Below are 21557 nucleotides of genomic sequence, written 5' to 3'. Positions count from 1 at the left end.
CGCTCCTCAGTACGTGGTCTCGAGGCCGTTGGTGGGCGACGGCGGGATCGGCGGCACGGTCGGGTACGGCTCGAACGGGAGCGGGTCCTTGTGGTTGATCGGGAAGTACTCCGGGAGCTTCCCGGTAGCCCGCGCGTAGGCACAGGCGATCGCGCCGCAGGTGGCCGCCACGCCGAACTCGCCGACGCCGCCCGGCTCGTCTGCCGTCGAGTCCATGACGATGATGTTCATCTCCGGCGGGGTGTTCCACTGCCGGGTGTAGAAGTAGTTGTCCCAGCTGGCCTCGACGAAGTGCCCGTCGTCCAGGTGCAGGCTGGAGGTCAGGGTCATCGCCAGCGCGTCGTTGATCCCGCCCATCATCTGGGCCTCGATCCCGCGCGGGTTGATCACCAGGCCGACGTCGACGGCGTAGGTCACCTTGGTCACGCGCGGACCGGTGACGCCCTGGCGGATCCTCCGGTTCACCGTCTCCGGCCGGCAGTCGATCTCGACCAGGCAGGCGGCGACGCCCTTGTACTCGGTGTGGAAGCCGAGCCCCTGGGCGGTGCCCTTCTTCATCGAGCGGCCCCAGTCGCCCTCCTCGGCCACCTTCTCCAGCACGGCCCGCATGCGGTCGTTCTTGAAGAACTCCATGCGGAACTCGTACGGGTCCTTGCCCATCTTCGCCGCGATCTGGTCGACCATCAGCTCCCGCGCGGTCGCCACGTCGGGCGAGTAGATGTTGCGCATGCTGGAGGTGTTGAACCCCATGTCGACCTCGTTGAGCAACCGCGTCGACACACCGAAGTTGTAGGGCGTCACCTGCGTCAGCTCGAAGATGCTCTCCGAGAGGCTGAGGTTGCCGATCACGGGCGTCTTGAACGCCGCGGCCGAGATCGGCTCGCCGAGGCCCGGGTTGACCTCGGTCGCGACGCTGGTGTGGCGCAGCTCGAAGCTGAGGACCGAGTCGGCGGCGACCGACGCGCGGATCCGCGTGGTGGCCAGCGGGTGGACACGACCCTGGCGGGAGTCGTCGGCGCGGGTCCACATCAGCTTGACGGGCTTGCCCATCTTCTTCGACACCTCGGCCGACTCCAGCGCGGCGTCGAAGAACAGCTTGCGCCCGAACGAACCGCCGCCCTCGGTGACGTGCACGGTCACCGCGCTCGAGGGCAGCCCGACCTTCTTCGCGATCTCGGCCTGGGCCGCGATCGGGTTCTTCATCGGGCCCCAGACCTCGGCCCGGTCCGAGCGGACGTCGGCGATGGCGCAGTTCGTCTCCAGCGAGCTGTTGCTCCGGAAGTAGAACGTGAAGGCGCCCTCGACCGTCGCGCCGCCCGCGGCCGGCACGGCCAGCGGGAGCTCGGCCTTCTTGACCTGCGCGAGCACCGACTCGTCGTTCTCGCCCGCCACGGTGCCCGCCGCCCACTGCACCCGCAGGGCGTTGACGCCGTCGATGGCCTGCCCGAACGTCTTCGCCCGCACCGCCACGCCGGTGCCGACCATCTCGACGTCGGTGACGCCCGGCATGGAGCGGACCTCGTCGATGTTGTCGACGTCCTCGGGGTACCCGTTGAGGTCGGGCGCCCGGCAGATCACCGTCGGGAGCGCGTCCGGGATCTGCAGGTCCGTGGCGAAGGTCTTCTTGCCCGTGACGATGGCGCGGGCGTCGGTCTTGTTCTGCGACTTCCCGATGATCCGGAAGTCTTCCTTCGGCTTCAGCGTGACCTCGACCTGCTCGGTCACCTGGTTGGCGGCCTTCTCCGTCAGCGCGCTGAACGGCAGCGACCGGCCGCTCGCCCCCGTGATCACGCCACTGCGGCTGGTCAGCACGGCCACGTCCTGCCCAAGCTCCGCGGCCGCCGCCTTCAGCAGCTGCCCGTGGGCGAGCGCGGCCGCGACCCGGATCGGCGTGTAGGTGGTGAACGTGGTGCTCGAGCCGCCTGTGAGCTGGTTGAACAGCAGCTCGGGACGCGCGTCGGCCAGGGTGACCTTCACCTGGTCGACCTCGAGGCCCATCTCCTCAGCGATGATCATCTGGGTCGAGGTGATGATCCCCTGCCCGTTGTCCGACCGGGGCAGCGCGAAGGACACGGTGCCGTCGCGGTTCACCTCGATCCGGATCAGGTTCGCCGTCGGCCGCGCCGCGTCGCGGAGCGCGTCGAGGAGGTCGTAGAGCTCCGGCGTCTGAGGACCCGACGGGATCGAGGCGGCGGACGCCTCCGACGGGCCCCAGAGCGACTCCCTCGTGAGCTCGGCGGCCACGACGAGCGTGGGTGCGGCGATGAGGTAGCCGAGGAAGCGCCGCCGGCTGGCGACGTGGCGTCCCAGACCGGCCTTCTCGTCCGGGCTCCGCTGCGTGGTGGGCGCGCGATGAGCGGGCATCGTTGTCCTCTCCGACCTGCCGGCGGACCGCGAAGGGGGGAGCGGGCCCTGCCGAAAGACTGTGTGCCCTGCTCAACGGCGTGATCGTTCGACAGATACGTCGGCGTGTCGGAGAGGAATGTCGTACTCGAGAGGCGGCGACGGGCCTGGCGGGCGAGAAAGCGCAGGTAGCCACCACCGGCCGCCTCATATGCGGCGCTACTCGCCAATCAGACCCGCAACTGCGATCGGTCGACCTTGACCGGAACTACCCGATCGGGTTACATCGGAATCGGGTTCCGCGCCGCCCACCGCGTCGCGGCGTACTGACCGGCAGGCGGGCTCTGCCAGCGATCGGTGACGTCCCAGGTCAGCCCCCGCATACGTTGCGGCGCACCGTCCTCCCTCGTGAAGTCCGGCCCGCCGAGTACAGCCACCGGATCGCTCCGCGGGGCGCACGATCCGGTGGCTGGCGGCATAGGCGCGCAACGGCACCCGGGGCGGGACCGCACGGGTTGTCGGCGGGCTGCACGGGTGCAGGCGGAAGCTCCGGACCGAGCCGACGAGTGCCGGCCATCGCGGCGCGTTTGTCGATGGCCTCCCACGGGAACCTCCATGACCCCGGCGGCCGAGGACGCGTCTTGCGCGTCCCAGGTGGCCATTACGTCTTCAGGGAGTGACCGCATGGGACTCGACGACAAGATCGACAACAAGACCGAGGAGCTGAAGGGCAAGACCAAGGAAGGCGTGGGCAAGGCCACCGACGACGAGGGCCTCGAGGCCGAGGGCAAGGCCGACCAGGCCTCCGGCAACGTCAAGCAGGCCGGCGAGAAGGTCAAGGACGCGGCCAAGAACGTCTTCGAGAAGTAGCCGTCCCACCCGCGGGCCGGACCCTCACGGGGGTCCGGCCCGCTCGTGTGTCCGGACCCGTCTCGTCTACGCCGAGGGAGCCCGGCAGCCGACATCGAAAGCGTTTACCTTCTGTCGGCACCATGAGGTCGCTCGTCTGGCGTGGGGCCCCTCGCGATCGCGGGAATCCTCCATGCAGCGTCCGTGCACCTTTCGGGGGTCGGAGCGCGCAACCGGGTAGTGCCGCGTGCGCGGTGAAACGTTGTCGGCCGCCCGGTGGCTGTCTACCGGTGGCAGCGCGGATCCGACGTCCCGAGAGGGCCGCCGGACCGTGATCTCGAGGCGCGTGCGCCGGCAAGGCCGGGGCGACGGCCCGGAAGCTCGACCGAGCCTGCCGCACAGGACTGCGACCGCGTTCCTGTTGATGCAACACAGGGTGAGGGGATCAGCAATGAGCGACTGGGGTGGCTGGGGCGACCACAAGGACCGGGACCGCAAATGGGGTGGTTGGGGCGGCTGGGGCTGGGGCCACGACGACCACAAGTGGGGCTGGGGCTGGGGCGGCTGGGGCGGCAAGGACCACGACCGCCACGGCAAGGGCGGCTGGTAGCACGACCGGTCGCCGGCCCTGACCGGGCCGGCCCGATGACAGGAGCAGTGGCCCCGCTTCCGTATGCGGAAGGGGGCCACTGCCTCCGCCCGGAGAGAAAGGTGGTGGCCGCGGGTGTGGAGGCGGTTCAGAGCGCTGTTCTTCCCGGAGGCCGTGGCCGACGGTCTGGTCGAGGCCGCCCCGGCCGTGAGTGTCCGGAAGATCTTCCGCCGGTTCTGGCCCGACGTCCGGCCGTTCCGGAAGTGGTTGTACGTCAGCCTGGTCTTCGTCGTGGTGTCCCCGCTGCTGGAGGCCGCGGAGATCTGGATGTACAAGCTCCTGGTCGACGACGTGCTCACGCCGCAGAACTTCCGCGCGTTCTGGTGGGTGGCCGGGGCCTACATCGGGCTGACGATCCTGGGTGGCACCGTCGGGTTCGCCGACCATTACCTGGCCGCGTGGATCGGGGAGAACTTCCTGCAGCGGATGCGCACCCGGGTCTTCGCCCATCTGCACACGCTCTCGGTGAGCTTCTTCGACCGGCACCGCCTCGGAGACATTCTCAGCCGCCTCACCGGCGACGTCGCCGCCATCGAGAGCCTGGTCCTCGCGGGCGTGGCCCAGATGGCCTCCGCACTGCTCAAGATCGGTTTGTTCACCGGGCTGCTGTTCTATCTCAACTGGCTGCTCGCCGTGATGGCGTTGGTCGCCGTGCCGTTCTTCTGGCTGCTGGCACGGGTCTTCGGCCGGCAGATCAAGAACGCGTCCCGTGAGGTCCGCCGGCGCAGCGGCTCGATCAATTCGGTGGCGGAGGAGAGCCTGGGCAACGCGGTTCTGGTGCAGGCCTACGGTCGCGAGAAGGCCGAGATCGAGAGGTTCTCCGACCAGGGCCTCGGCAGTGTGCGCGCGGCGCTCGCCGCGACCCGGATCGCCGGCCTGTTCCCGCCGCTGACCGACCTGTTCCAGGTCTTCGGCGTCATGTCGATCATCGGGGTGGGCGTCTGGCAGCTGACCCTCGACCGGATCACCCTGGGCGGCCTGCTCGTGTTCCTCGTGTACCTCTCCCAGCTCTACGGTCCGGTGCGGAGTCTCGGCCAGCTCTCCAACACGGTCTTCGCCGCCGCGGCGGGCGCCGAGCGGATCATCGAACTGCTCGACGAGAAGCCGGATGTGGTAGCGCCGGCGCACCCCGTTCAGCTGCCCCGGCGGGACCGCTCGCTGCCTCCGTCCGGGGCCCGCGTGTCCGGCGTCCTGGGTCTCGAGGAGGTCTGCTTCCGCTATCCCGGGACGGCCGTGGACGTCCTGCAGGAGGTCGGCTTCACCGCACGGCCTGGCGAGACGACCGCCATCGTGGGGGACAGCGGCGCGGGCAAAACCACGCTGATGAAACTCCTGCTGCGCTTCTACGACCCCACCGGCGGCCGGATCACGCTGGACGGTCACGACCTGCGTGAGCTCGACCCCGGACAGCTGCGCGACAACATCGCGATCGTGCTGCAGGAGACCCTGCTGCTCGACGGCACGATCGCCGACAACATCCTCGCCGGCCGCCCCGAGGCGAGCCGCCACGAACTCGCCGACGCAGCCCGCGCCGCCGACGCGGCCGAGTTCATCGAAGCGCTCCCCGAGGGCTACGACACACGGGTCGGGCAGCGCGGGCGGTTGCTGTCCGGTGGGCAGCGCCAGCGGATCGCCATCGCCCGCGCGATGATCCGCAACGCCCCGATCCTGCTCCTCGACGAGCCCACCGCGGGCCTGGACGCCGGGACCGGCGAACGGATCCTCGCCCCGCTGAGGCGGCTCATGACGGGCCGCACCACCCTCGTGATCTCGCACAACCTGCTCACGGTCACCGACGCGGACCAGATCCTCTATATCGACCAGGGCCGCGTCACGGAGAGCGGAACCCACTCCGAGCTACTCGGCAACAACGAGCGCTACGCCCACCTGTACCAGCTGCACCACCGCGCGGACGGGCGGCCGCACGAAGGCCATCCGCCCCTCGCGGCGTCGTCGGCAACCGGACGTCCGAATGGAGTCGTGCCATGAAGATCGCCGTCGTAGGCGGAGGCCCCGGCGCGCTGTACTTCGCCATCTCGGCGAAGCTGCGCGACGCGGGTCACGAGATCACCATCCTCGAGCGCGACCAGCCCGGAGCCACCTACGGCTGGGGCGTCGTGTACTGGGACGACCTGCTCGACACCCTGTACGTCAACGACTCCGAGAGCGCGCGCAAGCTGCGGGCCGCGTCCGTCCTGTGGCAGCAGCAGGAGGTCCGGCTGCGCCGCGAGCGGACCGCCTACTACCCCGGGTACGGCTACAGCGTGGGCCGCGCGGCCATGCTCGACATCCTCGCCCGCCGCGCCAGCGACCTCGGGGTCGACATCCGGTACCGGCACGAGGTCGACGACCTGTCGGCCTTCGCCGACGCCGACGTCGTCGTCGGGGCCGACGGCGCCAGCAGCCGGGTCCGGCAGCTCCACGGCGGCTTCGGCACGACGACCACCTCGGGGGCCAACCCCTACATCTGGCTGGGTACCGACAAGGTGTTCGACAGCTTCGTATTCGCCTTCCAGGAGACGCCGGCCGGGTTGGTCTGGTGTCACGCCTACCCGTCGAGCTCGGGGATCAGCACCTTCATCGTGGAGTGCCAGCAACGGACCTGGGACGGGCTCGGATTCGGCACGATGAGCAGCGAGGACGGCGTCCGGACGTTGGAGAAGATCTTCGCCGACGTCCTGGGCGGGGGTTCGCTGATCAGCGAGTCCCGCGGCCGGCCCGCGCGGTGGTTGCACTTCGCCGAGGTGCGCAATGCGCACTGGTACCAGGACAACGTGGTGCTTCTCGGCGACGCCGCCCACACGACCCACTTCACGATCGGGTCCGGGACCCGGCTGGCGATCATCGACGCGATCGATCTCGCGCAGGCCCTGTACGAGCACCCGGAGAGCGTGCCCCTCGCGCTGCGCGAGTACGAGAAGCAGCGCCGACGGCCGATGAACCGCTCGCAGGCGGCCGCGCGGAGCAGCATGGCCTGGTACGAGCACGCCGACCGCTACACCGACCGGGACGGGGTGGCCTTCGCCGCCGCGATGGCCGCTCGGCAGGGTCCCCTGCCGCCGTGGCGGCACCAGGTGCACAACGCCGAACAGCTCGCGCCGGTGCGGACCGTGCACCGCTGGTACGAGACCGGGCGCCGCTTCTACCTCGCACGCAAACGCGGCGAGCCCCTTCGCTCCCCCGCACCTCGCTCGGCCCCGGAGCCCCCGGCGGCGGAGGTCCCCGACCAGCACGCGCGGACGACCACCCCGTGGCGTGCGCAGAGCGCCGAGCCGGAGCGGCTGGTCGGCGCGAGCGCGCGGAGGGACGGGCGCGCCGGAAAGTAGGCCGGCGGGCGGCGCCGTTCCTGTGGAAGGGCCGGCAATGCGAATCCTGATCACGGCCTTCCCCGGCGAAGGGCACCTCCAACCGACGCTGGTGCTGGCGGCGCAGCGCGGCGGCCACGAGGTCGTGGTCGCCGACGAAGCCGAAACGGAAGCCGTCACCGCGGCCACTGGCGCTTGCTCGGCGAACCCGGATTCGCCACGGCGCCCCCCTCCCCCGGATCCGGGCGGAGATCGACGCCGTCCCGGATGCCGAGGACGTGCTCGCCGGCCTGGTCGGGGAGACCGAGCATCGGCGGCCGCTCATCCGGGATCCCCCGCAGGCCTGGTTCGACCGGCGCCGCCTCCCGCCCTGTGCCCGCGGCGGCGGAGCGCTGGTCAGCCCGGTGGAGACTCGCCTGCCCCGTCCGGGCTGCCCGCGAACACGGGCAGAGCCCGCACCACGTCGGGCGGAAGCCCGAGGCCGTCCTCGCTGGCGGGGTTCACCGCGAGCCACATGTCGTCCGACGGCCAGTTCGCGGCGAGCTGGGCGAGCGGGATGCGGAGCGCGCTGTCGACATCCGCCCCCGCCGAGCGCAGCGCGGCCTCGGTGGTGAAGACGGGAATATAGCGCTGGCCGTCCTGCTCGATGACGGGCAGTGCGATCGCACCCTCGGGTCGCTCCTCGCCCTCGGACGTCGGAACCTGCGGCAGGAGCGCGATGCTCGTCGCGAGGTCACGCAGAAGGGCGGCGGTGTCCGGGTCCGGGCCCGCGGCGGTCTCGTCCGTTGCGGCATCGTCCGGGGTCGACGTCATGACGACTCGTCCTTTCCTCCAGGGCGCTTCGTGCGGGTGGCGAGCACTGCCGACCGCGCGGAGGCACCTGTGGCGTCCACCCGATGCTCCCGGGCGCGGACCCTCGGCATCTTCGGCCCCGCAGCACCAGCGCGGCGTCCCCGCCGTGGCCCCGCCGGGCCAGTCGACAGGTTCCCGCGGCCCCTGAGACCGCCCGGGGCCACCGACGCGGAGCGGTGACGCCGTTGCGCTGGCGGGGCGAAAGACGCATCGAGAGTGGTGCCGCCGGGCCGGTGCCCCAGGGCACCGCGGTTCGCAGAATTCGGCTCGAAGACCCGGTGCCGGAAGGCTGCGAAACCCCGGTGCCGGAGGAGGTGGCACACATGGTGGACGTGTCCGGCTCGGGAGCGACCCTCCGAACCTCGATCCCGGCTCGCCTCGACCGCCTGCCGTGGTCGCGGTTCCACTGGCGGGTCGTGCTCGGCCTCGGAGCGGTGTGGATCCTCGACGGCCTCGAGGTCACGATCGTCGGCGCGGTGGCCTCCCGGATGATCGAGCCGGGCAGCGGGATCACGCTGACGGCAGCCGACATCGGGACGGGCGCCGCGCTGTACGTCGCGGGGGCGTGCCTCGGAGCGCTGTTCTTCGGTCAGCTCACCGACCGCCTCGGGCGCAAGAAGCTCTTCATGGTCACGCTCGCCATCTACCTGGTGGCGACCGTGCTGACCGCGTTCGCCTTCGCCCCCTGGTACTTCTTCCTCTGCCGGTTCTTCACCGGGGTCGGCATCGGCGGGGAGTACTCGGCCATCAACTCGGCGATCGACGAGCTCATCCCGGCCCGCAACCGCGGGCAGGTGGACCTCGCCATCAACGGGAGCTTCTGGGTGGGGTCCGGGCTCGGCGCCCTGGTGTCGCTGCTGCTGCTCGACGCGTCGCTGTTCGCGCCGAGCCTCGGCTGGCGGATCGCCTTCGGCCTCGGCTTCGTGATCGGCCTGGGCATCCTCCTGGTCCGTAGACACGTGCCCGAGAGTCCACGCTGGCTGCTGCTCCGCGGCCGGGAGGACGAGGCCGAGCGAATCGTCTCGGACATCGAGCGGCAGGTACGGGCGGAGACGGGCGCCGAGTTGCCGCCCCCGGCCTACGAGATCACCGTCCGGCGGCGGCAGAACATCCGCTACCGGGAGCTCGTCTTGATCGCCTTCCGGCGCTACCCCAACCGCGCGGTGCTGGGTCTCGCGCTGTTCATCGGGCAGGCGTTCCTCTACAACGCGGTCGTGTTCGACCTCGGGACCCTGCTCAGCAGGGAGTTCGGCGTGAGTTCGTCGACGGTGCCCGGCTACATGGTCCTGTTCGCGGCGAGCAACTTCCTGGGTCCGCTGCTGCTGGGGCGCCTGTTCGACACGGTCGGCCGGATCCCGATGATCGCGGGGACGTACCTGGGTTCGGCGGCGCTGGTCACCGTCCTCGGGATCCTGCTGGGCAACGGGTCGCTCACCACGACCTCGTTCATGGCGCTGCTGCTCGCGTCGTTCTTCCTCGCGTCCGCGGGCGCCAGCTCCGCGTACCTCACCGTCAGCGAGGTGTTCCCGCTGGAGATCCGCGGTCTGGCGATCGCGCTGTTCTACGCCGTCGGCACCGCGGTGGGCGGCATCGCGGGCCCGCTGCTGTTCGGCAACTTCATCCACAGCGGCAGCCGCGGGCTCATCGCGCTGGGCTTCTTCATCGGCGCGGCGGCGATGGCGCTCGGTGGAGTGGCGGAGCTGGCACTCGGGGTGCGGGCCGAGGGCAAGTCGCTGGAGAACATCGCCACCCCGCTCACCGCGGAGGAGGCCGAGGCGGATCCTCGGCGACAAGGCGCCATCCAGGCCGCGCGGGAGCCCAGCCGCGCCACCGAGGAGCAGCACCGGACGGCGCGCGAACGGAACATGCGGATCCTGAGGCGCGCCGCGGAGCGGGACGCCCACGAGCGGCACGGGCTGCGCATCCTGCGGCCCGGTCCCGGCTCGGCGTTCTACTCCCCCGGCCAGATCGGCACGGCAGGCACGACGAGCCGTTGGTCGGCGGCGTCGGACGAAGCCCTGGACCGGGAGGTCGCCGCGATCGAGAGCGCCCTCGACGGGTTGGGAGCCACCCAGACCGGAGCGTTGGCGGGCTACGTGGGTGGGCGTCTCTGGGGCCCCGGCCGGTTCCGCCGCGCGCTGCGACAGGCCGTGGACGAGGGGCGCGTCCAGCAACTGTCGCGTGTCAGCTACGGCCCGCGGCGAGGCCGCGGACGGGGCAGCACCAGACGGACCACCGCCGACCGCTGACCGCGGGGACGCCCTCCGCGCCGCGGACGCAGGTGACGTCAGGGGCGTTCGGCGCGTGACGGTCACGGTGCCGCGGGCCCGAACCGGGCCGGAGCGAGGGCGCCCACCTCACCCCCGCCCCCGGTCGGCGGCGCCGGATCACAGAACCGCCGTGCGTCCCGCTCGAGGTCCCACATGCGCCGGTACGGCCCGCGGGCCGCGAGGAGTCGGGCGTGCGTCCCGCGCTCGACGACGCGGCCCCCGTCGAGCACGACGATCTCGTCCACTTCCCCGAGGGCCGCGAGCCGGTGGGTGAGCAGCAACGTCGTGCGCCCGGCCGTCGCGGCCAGCAGCTCGGCGGCCAGCGCGTCGGCCGTGGCGAGGTCGAGGTGCTCGGTGGGTTCGTCGAGCAGCAGCACCGGCCGGTCGGCCAGCAATGCCCTGGCCAGCGCGATGCGCTGGCGCTGGCCGCCGGAGACGCGGGACCCGTGCTCGCCGACGGCCGTCGCGCTGCCGTCGGGCAGGCCGTCGACCCAGTCGAGGAGACGCGCGGCCGCCAGGGCGGCCCGCACCTCGCGCGGGCCGGCCGAGCGCCGGGCGAGCAGCACGTTCTCGCCGATGCTCGTGTCGAAGACGTGTGCGTCCTGTGCGCAGAGTGTGAGCACCCGCCGCACGTCGTCTCCGGCCAGCGTGGTGACGTCGACGCCGTCGAGGGTGACCCGGCCCGCGGCCGGGTCCAGGAACCGCAGCAGCACCGCGACCAGCGTGCTCTTGCCCGAACCGCTCGGCCCGACGACCGCGACTCGGCGGCCGGGTGTCAGGTCGAGGTCGAGCCCGTCGACCGCCGGGGTCGCGGCGCCGGGCCAGTACACCCGCAGGCCCTCGACGCGCAGCGTGTGCGGCGGGCCGGGCAGGGCCACCGGGGTCGGCGGCTCGCGCACCGGCGGCGGCCGCTCGAGTACGTCGACCACCCGTTCCGCCGAGCGGCGGACCCGCCGGAGGTCCTGGGGCGCCCGGGCCAGCACCGCCACCACCTCGACCGCCGCCAGCGGTACGAGCACGAGCACGGCGAGGACCACCCCGTCGAGCGCGCCGGAGCGGACGGCGGCCACGCCCAGGGCGAGTGCCACCCACATCGCGGCCCCGGCGGCGAGGGTGGTCAGGCCGGCGGCGAGCCCGGTGGACGTCGCGGCGGCGGCCCGGGCACGCTGCAGCGTCCGGTCGATGTCCGAAACCCGCTCCAGCCGGCGGCCGGCGGCGCGGCAGGCCAGGAGATCGCGGGCCCCGCCGAGCAGCTCGACGATCCCGTCGGACAGCTGCCCGCGCAGCGGCGCGACCCGGTGCTCGGCCTGCCGTCCGGCCCGTGCCGCGAGCCACGGCACCGCGACGGCGGTGAGGAGCAGCGCCACGAGCAGCACGAGACCGGCTCCCGGCAACAGCCACCACAGCAGCGCGACGGCACCGGCCCCGGCCACCGCGGCCGCCGCGTACGGGACGGCGACGCGGAGGAACAGGTCCTGCTGCGCGTCGACGTCGGCGACGAGCCGGGCGAGCAGGTCTCCCGACCGGTACTCCGGCAGCCCCGCCGGGGCGACCCGTTCCAGGCGCCTCCACATCGCGACGCGCAGCTCCCGCAGCACCTGGAACGCGGCGTCGTGCGAGGCCAGCCGCTCGGCGTAGCGGAAACCGGCCCGAGCGAGGCTGAAGGCCCGGACCGCCCCGACCGCCACCAGCAGGTACAGGATCGGCGGGTGCTGGGCGGCCCGGGAGATCAGCCAGGCGGACGTGGCCATCAGCCCGACGCCCGCGGCCGTCGCCACCGCACCGCACAGCGCCGCGAGCGCCAGGCGCCTCAGGGCGGGCCGGCCGAACTCCGCCACCCGCCGTACGGCGGAGCGCCGGCGCGGGAAGCCGGCGGCGGGCCCCCTCCCGCCAGGGCGCTCCGTCGGACGCGGCTCCCGCCCGTCGCGGGCGCGCCCGGCCGTCGGTGTCGGCTTCTCGCCCGCGGCGGCCCGGCCTTGGTGCCGGCCGGGTTCCGGCACCGGCTCCTCGACCCCGGTCTCCGGCGATGCGGGTGCCCCGGGCACCGGGCCCAGCCGGACGACGCGGTCGGCCAGGGCGAGCAGCGCCGGCCGATGGGTGACGAGCAGGATCGTCCGGCCGGCACGGGCCACCCGCAGGCCGTCGACGACAGCCTGCTCGGCCGCGGCGTCCAGCCCGCTCGTCGGCTCGTCCAGGACGAGCAGCCGGGCGTCCGGTAGCAGGGCCCTGGCCAGGGCCACCCGTTGCCGCTCGCCCGCCGAGAGCCCGGCTCCGCCCTCCCCGAGCCGGGTGTCGACGCCTCCCGGGAGCCGGTCGACGAAGCCCGCCCCGGCGGTGTGCAGCGCAGCCCGCACCGCCCAGGCCGGGGCCTCCGGCCGAGCCAGCCGGACGTTGTCGGCGATGGTGCCGGCGAACAGCCGCGGTCGCTGGGGCAGGTGGGCGACGTGAGCCCGCCAGGTGTCGGGCTCGAACGCGGCGGCGTCGACGCCGCCCACGGTGATCCGGCCGCCGGTGGGCCGGACGACGCCGACGAGCAGCGCGGCCAGGGTCGACTTCCCGCAGCCGGACGGCCCCACGAGCGCGACGGTCTCCCCGGGGTCCAGCTCCAGCGACACGTCGGCGAGCGCGGCCCGGGCCGCGCCCGGATAGGTCACCGTGACCGCCTCCACCCGCATCGGATGCATACGCAGGTCGGGAACCGCGGCCGGGCCGCGCACGGGCGCCGGGGCCGTCTCCAGCACCTCGAACACCCGCCGTGCCGCCGCGAGGCCCTCGACGCACGCGTGGTGGTGCACGCCCACCTGCCGCAGGGGCCGGTACACCTCCGGCGCGAGGATCAGCACGACGAGGGCGGTGCGCAGGTCGACCGACCCGGCGACCAGACGCAGCCCGACGCCGACGGCGACCAGCGCCACGGACAGCGTCGAGAGCAGCTCCAGCACCAGTGCGGACAGGAACGCCATCCGGAGCGTGCGCAGGGCCGCGCGGGCATGGTCGTCGGTGACGGCGCGGATCGTGGCGGCCTGGGCGCGGGCTCTGCCGAAGACCTTCAGCGTGGGCAGTCCGGCGACGACGTCGAGGAAGTGCCCCGCGAGCACGGCCAGCGCGCGCCACTGCCGGTCCGCGTGCTGCCGGGTCGCCAACCCGACCAGGACCATGAACACGGGCACCAGCGGCAGGGTCGCCGCGATCGTGACGGCCGCCGGGGGGTCGACGCCGAACACCGTGAGCAGCACGACGACCGGCACCACGACCGCGAGCACGAGCTGCGGGAGGTAGCGGGAGAAGTAGCCGTCGAGGGCGTCGATGCCCCGGGTGGCCAGCGCGGTCAGCTCGCCGCAACGCTCGGCGGACAGCCACCCCGGGCCGAGCCGCATCGCCTGGTCGAGCAGCCGGGCGCGTAGCTCCGTCGTGACCGCCGCCCCCGCCCGGTGCCCCGCGACCTCCTGGGCACCGTCGAGCAGCGCGCGGCCGAGCGCGACCGCGGCCAGCAGGGCCATCGGCGTCGCCAGTGCGGCGAGGTCGGCGCCGTCGAGGAATGCGCTCGTGACGGCACCGGCGATCAACGTGGCCTGCGCGACGAGCAGCCCGGCGGTGCCCATTCCCGAGGCGACGCACCACAGCAGGTAGGGGCGCGCGGCGCGGGCGTGCGCGAGCAGCCGCGGATCCAGCGGGCGCAGGCTCGTTCCGTCAACTGTGGGCATCCGCGGGCCTAGGCCGGCCCGGACCCGGCCGGTGAGTGGACGGCCCCGTGTTCCCGGGACGGACCCGTCGCGCCGATCCGGCGCGCGAAGACCCGGTAGGTCCAGATTTGGTAGGCCACCACGATCGGCAGGAAGATGCCCGCCGCCCACGTCATGATCGTCAAGGTGTAGCCGGTGGAGCTGGCGTTGTGCACGGTGAGGTCGAAGGCCGGGTCGAGGGTCGACGGCAGCACGGCGGGGTACAGCGCCAGGAACAGCGTGGCCGTCGCCGCGACGACCGCCGTGCCGCTGAACGCGAATCCGGCCGCCGCGGTGCGGGTCCGGTTCAGCGCCCAGGCCCCGAGCAGGCAGAGGACGGCGACCAGGCCGGTCGCCGTCGTCGCGGTGTTCCCCTGCTGCGCCTGCGCCCGGACCACGAACACGACGGTCGGGAGAAGCGCCAGGGGCGCGATCCAGGTGGCCGCCCGCCGCGCCCGGACCCTCAGCTCCCCCTCCGTCCGCAGGCGCAGGAACAGCGCGCCGTGCAGCAGGAACAGGGTGAGAGTGGTGAGGCCGCCGACCAGGGCGGGCCTGTTGAGCAGCTCGCCGAGGCCGCCCCGGTCGAGGTGCTCGGCGTCGAGGGGAAGGCCGCGGGCGACGTTGCCGAACACGACGCCCCAGAGCACCGCCGGGACGAGGCTGCCGACGACGAGCAGCGCGTCCCAGGTCGCACGCCAGCGGGCGGTCTGGCCCCGGCCGCGGAACTCGAACGCCACACCCCGCACGATCAGCGCGACGAGGATGACGAGGAGCGGGACGTAGAGGCTGGAGAACAACGTCGCGTACCACAGCGGGAACGCGGCGAAGGTCGCCCCGGCGGCGACGATCAGCCACACCTCGTTGCCGTCCCACACGCCGCCGATCGTGTCGATCAGCGCGCCTCGCTCCTCCTCGGTGCGGCCGAGCACCGGCAGCAGCACCCCGACCCCGAAGTCGAAACCCTCCAGGAAGAAGTAGCCGGTCCACAGCACCGCGATGGCGACGAACCAGACGTCGGCAAGGCCCATGGCGAGTCCGCTCCTGATCAGTAGGCGACCGTGGCCCGCTGTTCGCGGTCCTCCGGGTCCGGTTCCTCCGCCGGGAGGCCGGCCGCGGCGTGCCGGCGCAGGAGGAGGACCCCCACGACCGCGAGCGCCCCGTAGAGGAGGGTGAAGACGATCATCGACGTGAGGACGGTGCCGGCGCCGACGGTCGGCGAGACCCCGGCGGCGGTCCTCATCTGCCCCCACACGACCCAGGGCTGCCTGCCCATCTCGGTGAAGATCCAGCCGAACGAGTTCGCCAGCAGCGGCAGCCCGATGGCGGTGACCGCTGCGCGGTGGAACCACGGGCTCGCCGGCTGCCGGCCCCGGCGCGTGAGCCACAGGCCGGTCGCCGCGATCGCCACGGCCAGCGCTCCGCAGCCGATCATCAACCGGTAGGTCCAGTACGTCAGGGGGACGACCGGGCGGTAGTCGCCCGGGCCGAACTGCTGGACGTACCGGTCCTGGAGGTCGTAGATGCCCTCGACCCTGCCGTCGAACGAGCCGGTCGCGAGGAACGACAGCAGGCCCGGGACCTTGACGCTCCAGATCTCCCGCGAGCCGTCCAGCGTGCCGATCGTGATCAGCGAGAACGCGGCGGGCTGCTCGGTGTGGTAGAGCGCCTCGGCCGCCGCGATCTTCATCGGCTGCTGCTGCGTCATGATCACGCCCTGGACGTGGCCGGACGAGAGGACGGCGACACCGGCGGCCAGCGACATCCACATGCCCGCGCGCGCCGCGCGGCGGAACGAGGGCGCGTCCGGGCTGTCGCCGCGCCGCCACAGCTGCCAGGCGCTGACGCCGAGCACGAAGGCGCCCGCGGTGAGGAACGCCGCCGAGAGCGTGTGGTAGACCGCGACCAGTGTCGTGGAGTTGGTGAGGACGGCGCCCAGGTCGGTGAGCTCCGCGCGCCCTTCCTCCCGGTCGACCACGAACCCCACCGGGTGCTGCATCCATGAGTTCGCCGCCAGGATGAAGAACGCGGAGACCAGCGAACCGACCGCCACCAGGTAGATCGTGGCCAGGTGCAGCCGGGGGCCGAGCCGGTCCCACCCGAAGATCCACAGCCCGATGAACGTCGCCTCCAGGAAGAATGCCAGGAGTCCCTCGAACGCCAACGGGGGACCGAACACGTCCCCGACGAAGCGCGAGTACGCGCTCCAGTTCATCCCGAACTGGAACTCCTGCACGATCCCGGTGACCGTCCCGAGGACGAAGACGATCATGAAGAGCCGCCCGAAGAACATCGTCAGGCGGCGGTGCACGGGGTTGCCGGTGCGCACCCACGCCGTCTCGAACCCGGCCACCACCCAGGCCATGCCGATGGTGAGCGGGACGAAGAAGAAGTGGTAGACGGTAGTGATCCCGAACTGCCACCTCGCGAGATCGAGCTGGTCCACCGACCTCTCCCTCTCTCGGCGTACCGGGCCGTTCGAAGTCTGTGACGACGACGGCCGGGGTGCATTGGCCCAGTGGCGCGAGGTCTGGCAGGTCGAGCCGACCTCCCAGGACAGCGCCCGCGCTGCGGGCGGGCTTCCGGTCCGCCGGGCCGGTGGTCCTGACAGGTCGGCTCGTGCGGCCCCATCTCATGCCCCCGGGACCAGGCTCGGGGAACGGCGGTGCTGAACAATCGCGTCGGTGGTGGGGACCGACGGGCTCACGGGGCGCACGGTTCGCGCCATCGAGGTCACCGAGGACGTCATCCACGTGGTCGTCGCGGTACTGCTCGCGGTACTGGGACTCGCGCTGATCGTCGACACCGTGCGTCACGTCGCGATCGTCCTGGCCGGTCCCTACGACCTGCCGGTGATCGTGCTCGCGGTTCTCGAGGAGACCCTCCTGCTGTTCATCGTCGCCGAACTCCTGCACACGGTCGCCATCGCACTCCGCCACCGGGGTGCCCTGGATCCCGAGCCCTTCCTCGTCATCGGCCTGGTCGCAGGTATCCGGCGAGTACTCGTCCTGACCGCCGAGGCCGAGCAGTCGTTCCGGTGGAACGCCCAGGGCATCGAACTGCTCATCCTGATGACGCTGATCCTCGTCATGGCCGTCACCGCCCTGGTCTGGCGGCGCTCGCTCACCCTCGCCGCTGGGCAACCGCGGTGACGACCTCGTCTCCCGGGGCAGAGCACGCTTCGGCGGGAGGATGCGCGGGGTCTCCCGGCGCAGACCGATCGCGGCGGCAGGCCGATGGCCTGCCGCCGCGTCGTGTGGGCCCGTGGTGTCGGTCGAGGTGTCAGACGACCAGACCGAGGAGCAGGACGAGCACCAGCCCCACCACGGAGATCGCCGTCTCCATCAGCGACCAGGTCTTGACGGTCTGGCCCACCGACAGGCCGAAGTACTCCTTGACGAGCCAGAAGCCGGCGTCGTTGACATGGGAGAAGAAGACCGAACCGGCGCCGACGGCGAGGACCAGCAGTGAGGTGTGGGCTGGGTCGAGGGTGACCACGAGTGGGGCGAGGATGCCCGACGCGGTGACCGTGGCGACGGTGGCCGAGCCGGTCGCGAGCCGGATGAGGACGGCGATGACCCAGGCGAGCAGGAGGATCGACACGCCGCTGCCCTGGACCCAGGTGGCGATGAGGTCGCCGAGCTTGGTGTCGATCAGGGTCTGCTTGAACCCGCCGCCGGCGGCGACGATGAGCAGGATCCCGGCGACCGGGGGCAACGCCTGCTCGAGGGAGCGGGCGATGGCCCGGGCGTCCATCCCGGCGCCGCGGCCGAGGGTGAAGACGGCCACGACGACGGCGATGAGCAGGGCGATCAGCGGGGTGCCGACGAAGTCGAGGCCGTCCCGGAGCAGGGTGCCCTTGGCGGCGAAGATGTCCACGAGCGCCTTGCCCATCATCAGGACCACGGGCAGCAGCACCGTGGCGAGGGTGATGGCGAAGGTGGGCCGGGAGACCGTGCGGCGGTCCAGCGCAGTGGCGGCGCCCGGACCGTCCGAAGGACCGTCGGAGCGGGTGGTGCCGTCACCGGGGCCGTCGCCGTCGGTTCCGGTGAACAGGTCCGGGGCCGGGACGTTCACCCAGCGGGCGGCGTAGCGGGCGAACAGCGGCCCGGCGATGGCGACGGTCGGGACGGCGACCAGGACGCCGAGGGCCAGCGTGATGCCGAGGTTGGCCTTGAGGGCGTCGATGGCGACGAGCGGGCCGGGGTGGGGCGGGACGAGGCCGTGCATCGCCGAGAGGCCGGCCAGCGCCGGGATGCCGACCTTGACGAGCGAGAGTCCGGACCGACGGGCGACGAGGAAGATCACCGGCATCAGCAGGACGAGGCCGATCTCGAAGAACATCGGCAGTCCGATGAGCGCGCCGACCCCGGCCATGGCCCAGGGCAGGGTGCGGGCGCTGGACCGGCCGATGATCGTGTCGACGATCTGGTCCGCGCCGCCGGAGTCGGCGAGCAGCTTGCCGAACATGGCACCCAGCGCGATCAGCGTGCCGACGCTGCCCGCGGTGCTGCCGAAGCCCTTCACGAAGCTCTCCACCGCTGCGGAGGCGGGGAGTCCGGCGATGCCGGCGACGACGAGGGAGCCGAGGGTCAGGCCCAGGAACGGGTGGACCTTGAAGCGGGTGATGAGGACGACGATCACGGCGATGCCGATCAGCGCCGCCAGGATCAGCCGGGTCCCGGAGCCGGTGGTCGCCGCGGCTTGGGCGAGGACGAGGGTGGTCATGGTCAGGCTCCCTGGCCGATGTGCGGGGTGATGGCGGCGACGTAGCGCGAGACGAGCTCGTCGACGGGCAGGTCGAGGTCGAGCGTGAGCCCGTGCTCGCCGTCGCCGAGCGGTTCGAGCGTGGCGAACTGGGACTCGACGAGGCTGGCGGGCATGAAGTGGCCGGGCCTGCCGGCCACGCGGCGGGCGACGACGTCCGGGTGCCCGTCGAGGTGGACGAAGGTCTGCCGGGGCGCCGCCTCCCGCAGGACGTCGCGGTACCACCGTTTGAGGGCGGAGCAGCTGACGACCGCGCCGACGGCGGCGTGCTCGGCCTGCCAGGAACCGATGGTGTGCAGCCACGGCAGGCGGTCGAGGTCGTCGAGCGGGGTGCCGGCCGACATCTTGGCGACGTTCTCCGGCGGGTGGAAGTCGTCGGCGTCGGCGAAGGGCACCCGTAGTCGCTGTGCGAGGGCCGCCCCGACCGTGGTCTTGCCCGAGCCGGACACGCCCATGACCGTCACGATCGGCGGGTGGTCGTGCGAGGGGTGGATGGGCATCGTTGCGATCCTCTCGGCTGCCCCTGCGATGGAGCGATGAGAGGACTATGAGTCTTAAGTAGTATCAATGCAAGACTGAATCGTTTTAGATACTACTTTACGCTGACAGCAGGAGGCAGTGCTGCCAAAGGTGCGATGATTCGACGGTGACGCGTACCGGCACTGCTACAGGGCTGCACGCCGACCTCCTCGAGAAGCTGGGGCGCCGGATCGCCGACGGCGACCTCGTCGAGGGGCAGGTGCTGCGGCTCGAGGAGCTGGAGTCGCACTTCGCCGTGTCCCGGACCGTGGCCAGGGAGGCGGTGCGCGTGCTCGAGTCGATGGGCATGGTGACCAGCCGCCGTCGCGTCGGGGTGACCGTCGAGCCGAGATCCCGCTGGAACGTCTACGACCCGATGATCATCCGGTGGCGGCTCGCCGGCGTCGACCGCGAGGCGCAGCTGCGTTCGTTGTCGGAGCTGCGGACGGGAATCGAGCCGGTGGCGGCGCGGTACGCCGCCGGCCGGGCGACGCCCGAACAGTGCGGGAGGCTCACCGGGGCCGTCATGGACATGGCCGTGCACGGCCGCGCCGGCGACCTACAGGCCTATCTGGACGCGGACATCCTGTTCCACCGGACGCTGCTGGAGGCCTCGGGGAACGAGATGCTCGCCGCGCACGCCGACGTCGTCGCCGAGGTCCTGACCGGCCGCACCCTGCACGGACTGATGCCGGCCCGACCGGAACAGGCTGCGATCCGGTTGCACGCCGACGTCGCGCAGGCGGTCCAGTCCGGGGATGCCGCAGCGGCGCACCGCGCGATGACGGAGATCATCTCCGAGGCGGCGGAGGCGATGCTGCCCGACTGAGCGCCCGCCGGGGCGTTGCGGTCGTCAGGCCTCGGTCGACGCGGCCGACGACGGATCGGCCGTCTCCCCGTCGTCGGCGGCCAGGTCGCGACCGCGGGTCTCGCGGTACGTCGCCACCGCCAGGATCGTCAGCAGCGAGCTCGCCGCGACGTAGCAGGCGATCGCGTAGCCGGTCCCGAAGGCGGCCAGGAGTGCGACCGAGATGATCGGCGCGAGTCCGCCCGCCGCGACCGACGCGAGCTGATAACCGATGGACACCCCGGAGTAGCGGACGCGGGTGCCGAACAGCTCGGACAGGAACGCCGCCTGCGGCCCGTACATCGCCCCGTGGAAGAACAGCCCGACGACGACGGCGACGGCGGCGAGCGCGAAGTTGCGGGTGTCCAGCAGGGCGAAGAACACGAAGGCCCACGCGCCGACACCGACCGCGCCGAAGAGGTAGACGGGCTTGCGCCCGATCCGGTCCGACACCGCGCCCCACATCGGGATGGTGACGACGTGGAACGCGGCGCCGATCAGCACCGCGCCGAGCACGAACGAGGACGGCAGCCCGAACCGTTCCTTCATGTAGGTGGAGATGACGATGGTGAAGATGTAGTAGGAGACGTTCTCGGCGAAGCGGGCGCCCATCGCGGTGAACACCTCCCGCGGGTAGCGGCGGAACACGTCGACGATCGGCATCGTGGTCTTGATCCCGGCGGCGGTGTCCGCGGCCTCGCGCTCGGCGGCGCGGGCCTGGGCGGCCCGGAACACCGGGGACTCCTCGACGGAGAGCCGGACGTAGAGACCGATGAGGACCAGAACGGCGGAGAGCAGGAAGGGGATCCGCCAGCCCCACGCCTGGAAGGTCTCCTCGCTCTGGAAGACGGCCAGCAACGCCAGCAAACCGTTCGCCAGCAGCTGCCCGGCCGGGGCCCCGGCCTGGGGCCAGCTCGCCCAGAACCCGCGCCGCGACGCCTCACCGTGCTCGGAGACGATCAGCACCGCGCCGCCCCATTCGCCGCCGAGGGCGAAGCCCTGGACGAGCCGGAGCACCACGAGGAGCACCGGGGCCGCGACGCCGATGGTGTTGTATCCCGGCAGCAGTCCGATGGCGAACGTAGCGATGCCCATCATGAGCAGGCTCAGGACGAGGAGTTTCTTACGGCCGATCTTGTCGCCGTAGTGGCCGAACACGAGCCCGCCCACCGGACGGGCCACGAACCCGATCGCGAAGGTGCCGAACGACAGCAGGGTCCCCGCGACCGGATCGGCCGCCGGGAAGAAGACCGCGGGCAGGACGATCGCCGCGGCGACGCCGTAGAGGAAGAAGTCGTACCACTCCACGGTCGTGCCGAGCATGCTCGCGGCGACGATCTTGACGATCGAGCGGCGCGGCGGCGCGCTGTGCGGGGATGCGGACACAGGATCTCCCGGGCTCGGAGGTGGGTCGCGGCGTCCGGCGGATGCGGACGC

At 72.2% G+C, this 21557-nt stretch carries 16 protein-coding genes; 7 read left to right on the top strand and 9 right to left on the bottom strand.

Annotation, left to right across the window (positions count from 1 at the left end; translation table 11 throughout):
- Positions 1 to 6: 6 nt before the first annotated feature.
- Positions 7 to 2364, bottom strand: coding sequence for a molybdopterin cofactor-binding domain-containing protein (locus JWP64_RS18160; protein ID WP_297498565.1), 2358 nt, complete (start codon positions 2362 to 2364; stop codon positions 7 to 9).
- Positions 2365 to 3027: 663 nt separating this feature from the next.
- Between JWP64_RS18160 and JWP64_RS18155 the strand changes: the two genes are divergently transcribed.
- The 4 genes from JWP64_RS18155 to JWP64_RS18140 all read left to right on the top strand — a co-directional run bounded on the left by JWP64_RS18155 (position 3028) and on the right by JWP64_RS18140 (position 7167).
- Positions 3028 to 3213 carry a CsbD family protein gene (locus JWP64_RS18155; RefSeq protein WP_297498562.1) on the top strand — a complete coding sequence of 62 codons (186 nt, stop codon included), beginning with the start codon at positions 3028 to 3030 and terminating at the stop codon, positions 3211 to 3213.
- 430 nt (positions 3214 to 3643) lie between these two features.
- Positions 3644 to 3802, top strand: a complete 159-nt coding sequence (locus JWP64_RS18150; RefSeq protein ID WP_297498559.1) for a hypothetical protein — start codon at positions 3644 to 3646, stop codon at positions 3800 to 3802.
- Positions 3803 to 3916: 114 nt separating this feature from the next.
- Positions 3917 to 5830 (top strand): ABC transporter ATP-binding protein, encoded by a 1914-nt coding sequence (locus JWP64_RS18145; RefSeq protein ID WP_297498556.1) that lies wholly within the window; start codon positions 3917 to 3919, stop codon positions 5828 to 5830.
- The gene (locus tag JWP64_RS18140) at positions 5827 to 7167 is read left to right on the top strand and encodes an FAD-dependent monooxygenase (protein ID WP_297498553.1); all 1341 of its coding nucleotides are present in this window, start codon (positions 5827 to 5829) and stop codon (positions 7165 to 7167) included. Before JWP64_RS18145 ends, JWP64_RS18140 begins: the two co-directional genes overlap by 4 nt.
- Before the next feature lie 155 nt (positions 7168 to 7322).
- Here the strand turns inward: JWP64_RS18140 and JWP64_RS18135 are convergent, their stop codons facing one another.
- Positions 7323 to 7457, bottom strand: coding sequence for a hypothetical protein (locus JWP64_RS18135; protein WP_297498550.1), 135 nt, complete (start codon positions 7455 to 7457; stop codon positions 7323 to 7325).
- A gap of 85 nt (positions 7458 to 7542) precedes the next feature.
- Positions 7543 to 7959, bottom strand: coding sequence for an SseB family protein (locus JWP64_RS18130; RefSeq protein ID WP_297498547.1), 417 nt, complete (start codon positions 7957 to 7959; stop codon positions 7543 to 7545).
- Between the two features lie 362 nt (positions 7960 to 8321).
- On the opposite strand from JWP64_RS18130, the gene JWP64_RS18125 reads away from it, so the two are divergent.
- Positions 8322 to 10247, top strand: coding sequence for an MFS transporter (locus tag JWP64_RS18125; RefSeq protein WP_297498544.1), 1926 nt, complete (start codon positions 8322 to 8324; stop codon positions 10245 to 10247).
- Positions 10248 to 10309: 62 nt separating this feature from the next.
- Here the strand turns inward: JWP64_RS18125 and cydD are convergent, their stop codons facing one another.
- Genes cydD through JWP64_RS18110 form a run of 3 tightly spaced genes read right to left on the bottom strand, consistent with a single transcriptional unit; the run spans position 10310 to position 16433 of the window.
- Complete coding sequence (cydD, locus tag JWP64_RS18120; protein ID WP_297498542.1) at positions 10310 to 13972, bottom strand: thiol reductant ABC exporter subunit CydD; 3663 nt, start codon at positions 13970 to 13972, stop codon at positions 10310 to 10312.
- An 8-nt stretch (positions 13973 to 13980) separates the two neighbouring features.
- On the bottom strand, positions 13981 to 15018 hold the full coding sequence (gene cydB / locus JWP64_RS18115) for a cytochrome d ubiquinol oxidase subunit II (protein ID WP_297498539.1): 1038 nt from the start codon (positions 15016 to 15018) through the stop codon (positions 13981 to 13983).
- 17 nt (positions 15019 to 15035) lie between these two features.
- Entirely contained in the window at positions 15036 to 16433 is a 1398-nt protein-coding gene (locus JWP64_RS18110; RefSeq protein WP_297498535.1) for a cytochrome ubiquinol oxidase subunit I, read from the bottom strand.
- Positions 16434 to 16671: 238 nt separating this feature from the next.
- Between JWP64_RS18110 and JWP64_RS18105 the strand changes: the two genes are divergently transcribed.
- Positions 16672 to 17139, top strand: coding sequence for a phosphate-starvation-inducible PsiE family protein (locus JWP64_RS18105; RefSeq protein WP_297498533.1), 468 nt, complete (start codon positions 16672 to 16674; stop codon positions 17137 to 17139).
- A 130-nt stretch (positions 17140 to 17269) separates the two neighbouring features.
- Here the strand turns inward: JWP64_RS18105 and JWP64_RS18100 are convergent, their stop codons facing one another.
- Both JWP64_RS18100 and JWP64_RS18095 read right to left on the bottom strand, forming a co-directional pair.
- A complete protein-coding gene (locus JWP64_RS18100; protein WP_297498530.1) occupies positions 17270 to 18715 on the bottom strand; it encodes a gluconate:H+ symporter in 1446 nt (481 codons plus the stop codon).
- A 2-nt stretch (positions 18716 to 18717) separates the two neighbouring features.
- Positions 18718 to 19254, bottom strand: a complete 537-nt coding sequence (locus tag JWP64_RS18095) for a gluconokinase (RefSeq protein ID WP_297498527.1) — start codon at positions 19252 to 19254, stop codon at positions 18718 to 18720.
- 146 nt (positions 19255 to 19400) lie between these two features.
- Here JWP64_RS18095 and JWP64_RS18090 point away from each other — a divergent pair, with 146 nt between their 5' ends.
- A complete protein-coding gene (locus tag JWP64_RS18090) occupies positions 19401 to 20102 on the top strand; it encodes a FadR/GntR family transcriptional regulator (RefSeq protein WP_297498524.1) in 702 nt (233 codons plus the stop codon).
- A gap of 24 nt (positions 20103 to 20126) precedes the next feature.
- Here the strand turns inward: JWP64_RS18090 and JWP64_RS18085 are convergent, their stop codons facing one another.
- A complete protein-coding gene (locus JWP64_RS18085) occupies positions 20127 to 21443 on the bottom strand; it encodes an MFS transporter (RefSeq protein ID WP_297498601.1) in 1317 nt (438 codons plus the stop codon).
- Positions 21444 to 21557 lie beyond the last annotated feature (114 nt).

It is taken from the genome of Pseudonocardia sp., from assembly GCF_025465255.1.
Classification (GTDB): Bacteria; Actinomycetota; Actinomycetes; order Mycobacteriales; family Pseudonocardiaceae; genus Pseudonocardia.
This window is presented reverse-complemented; position numbering and strand designations above follow the sequence as displayed.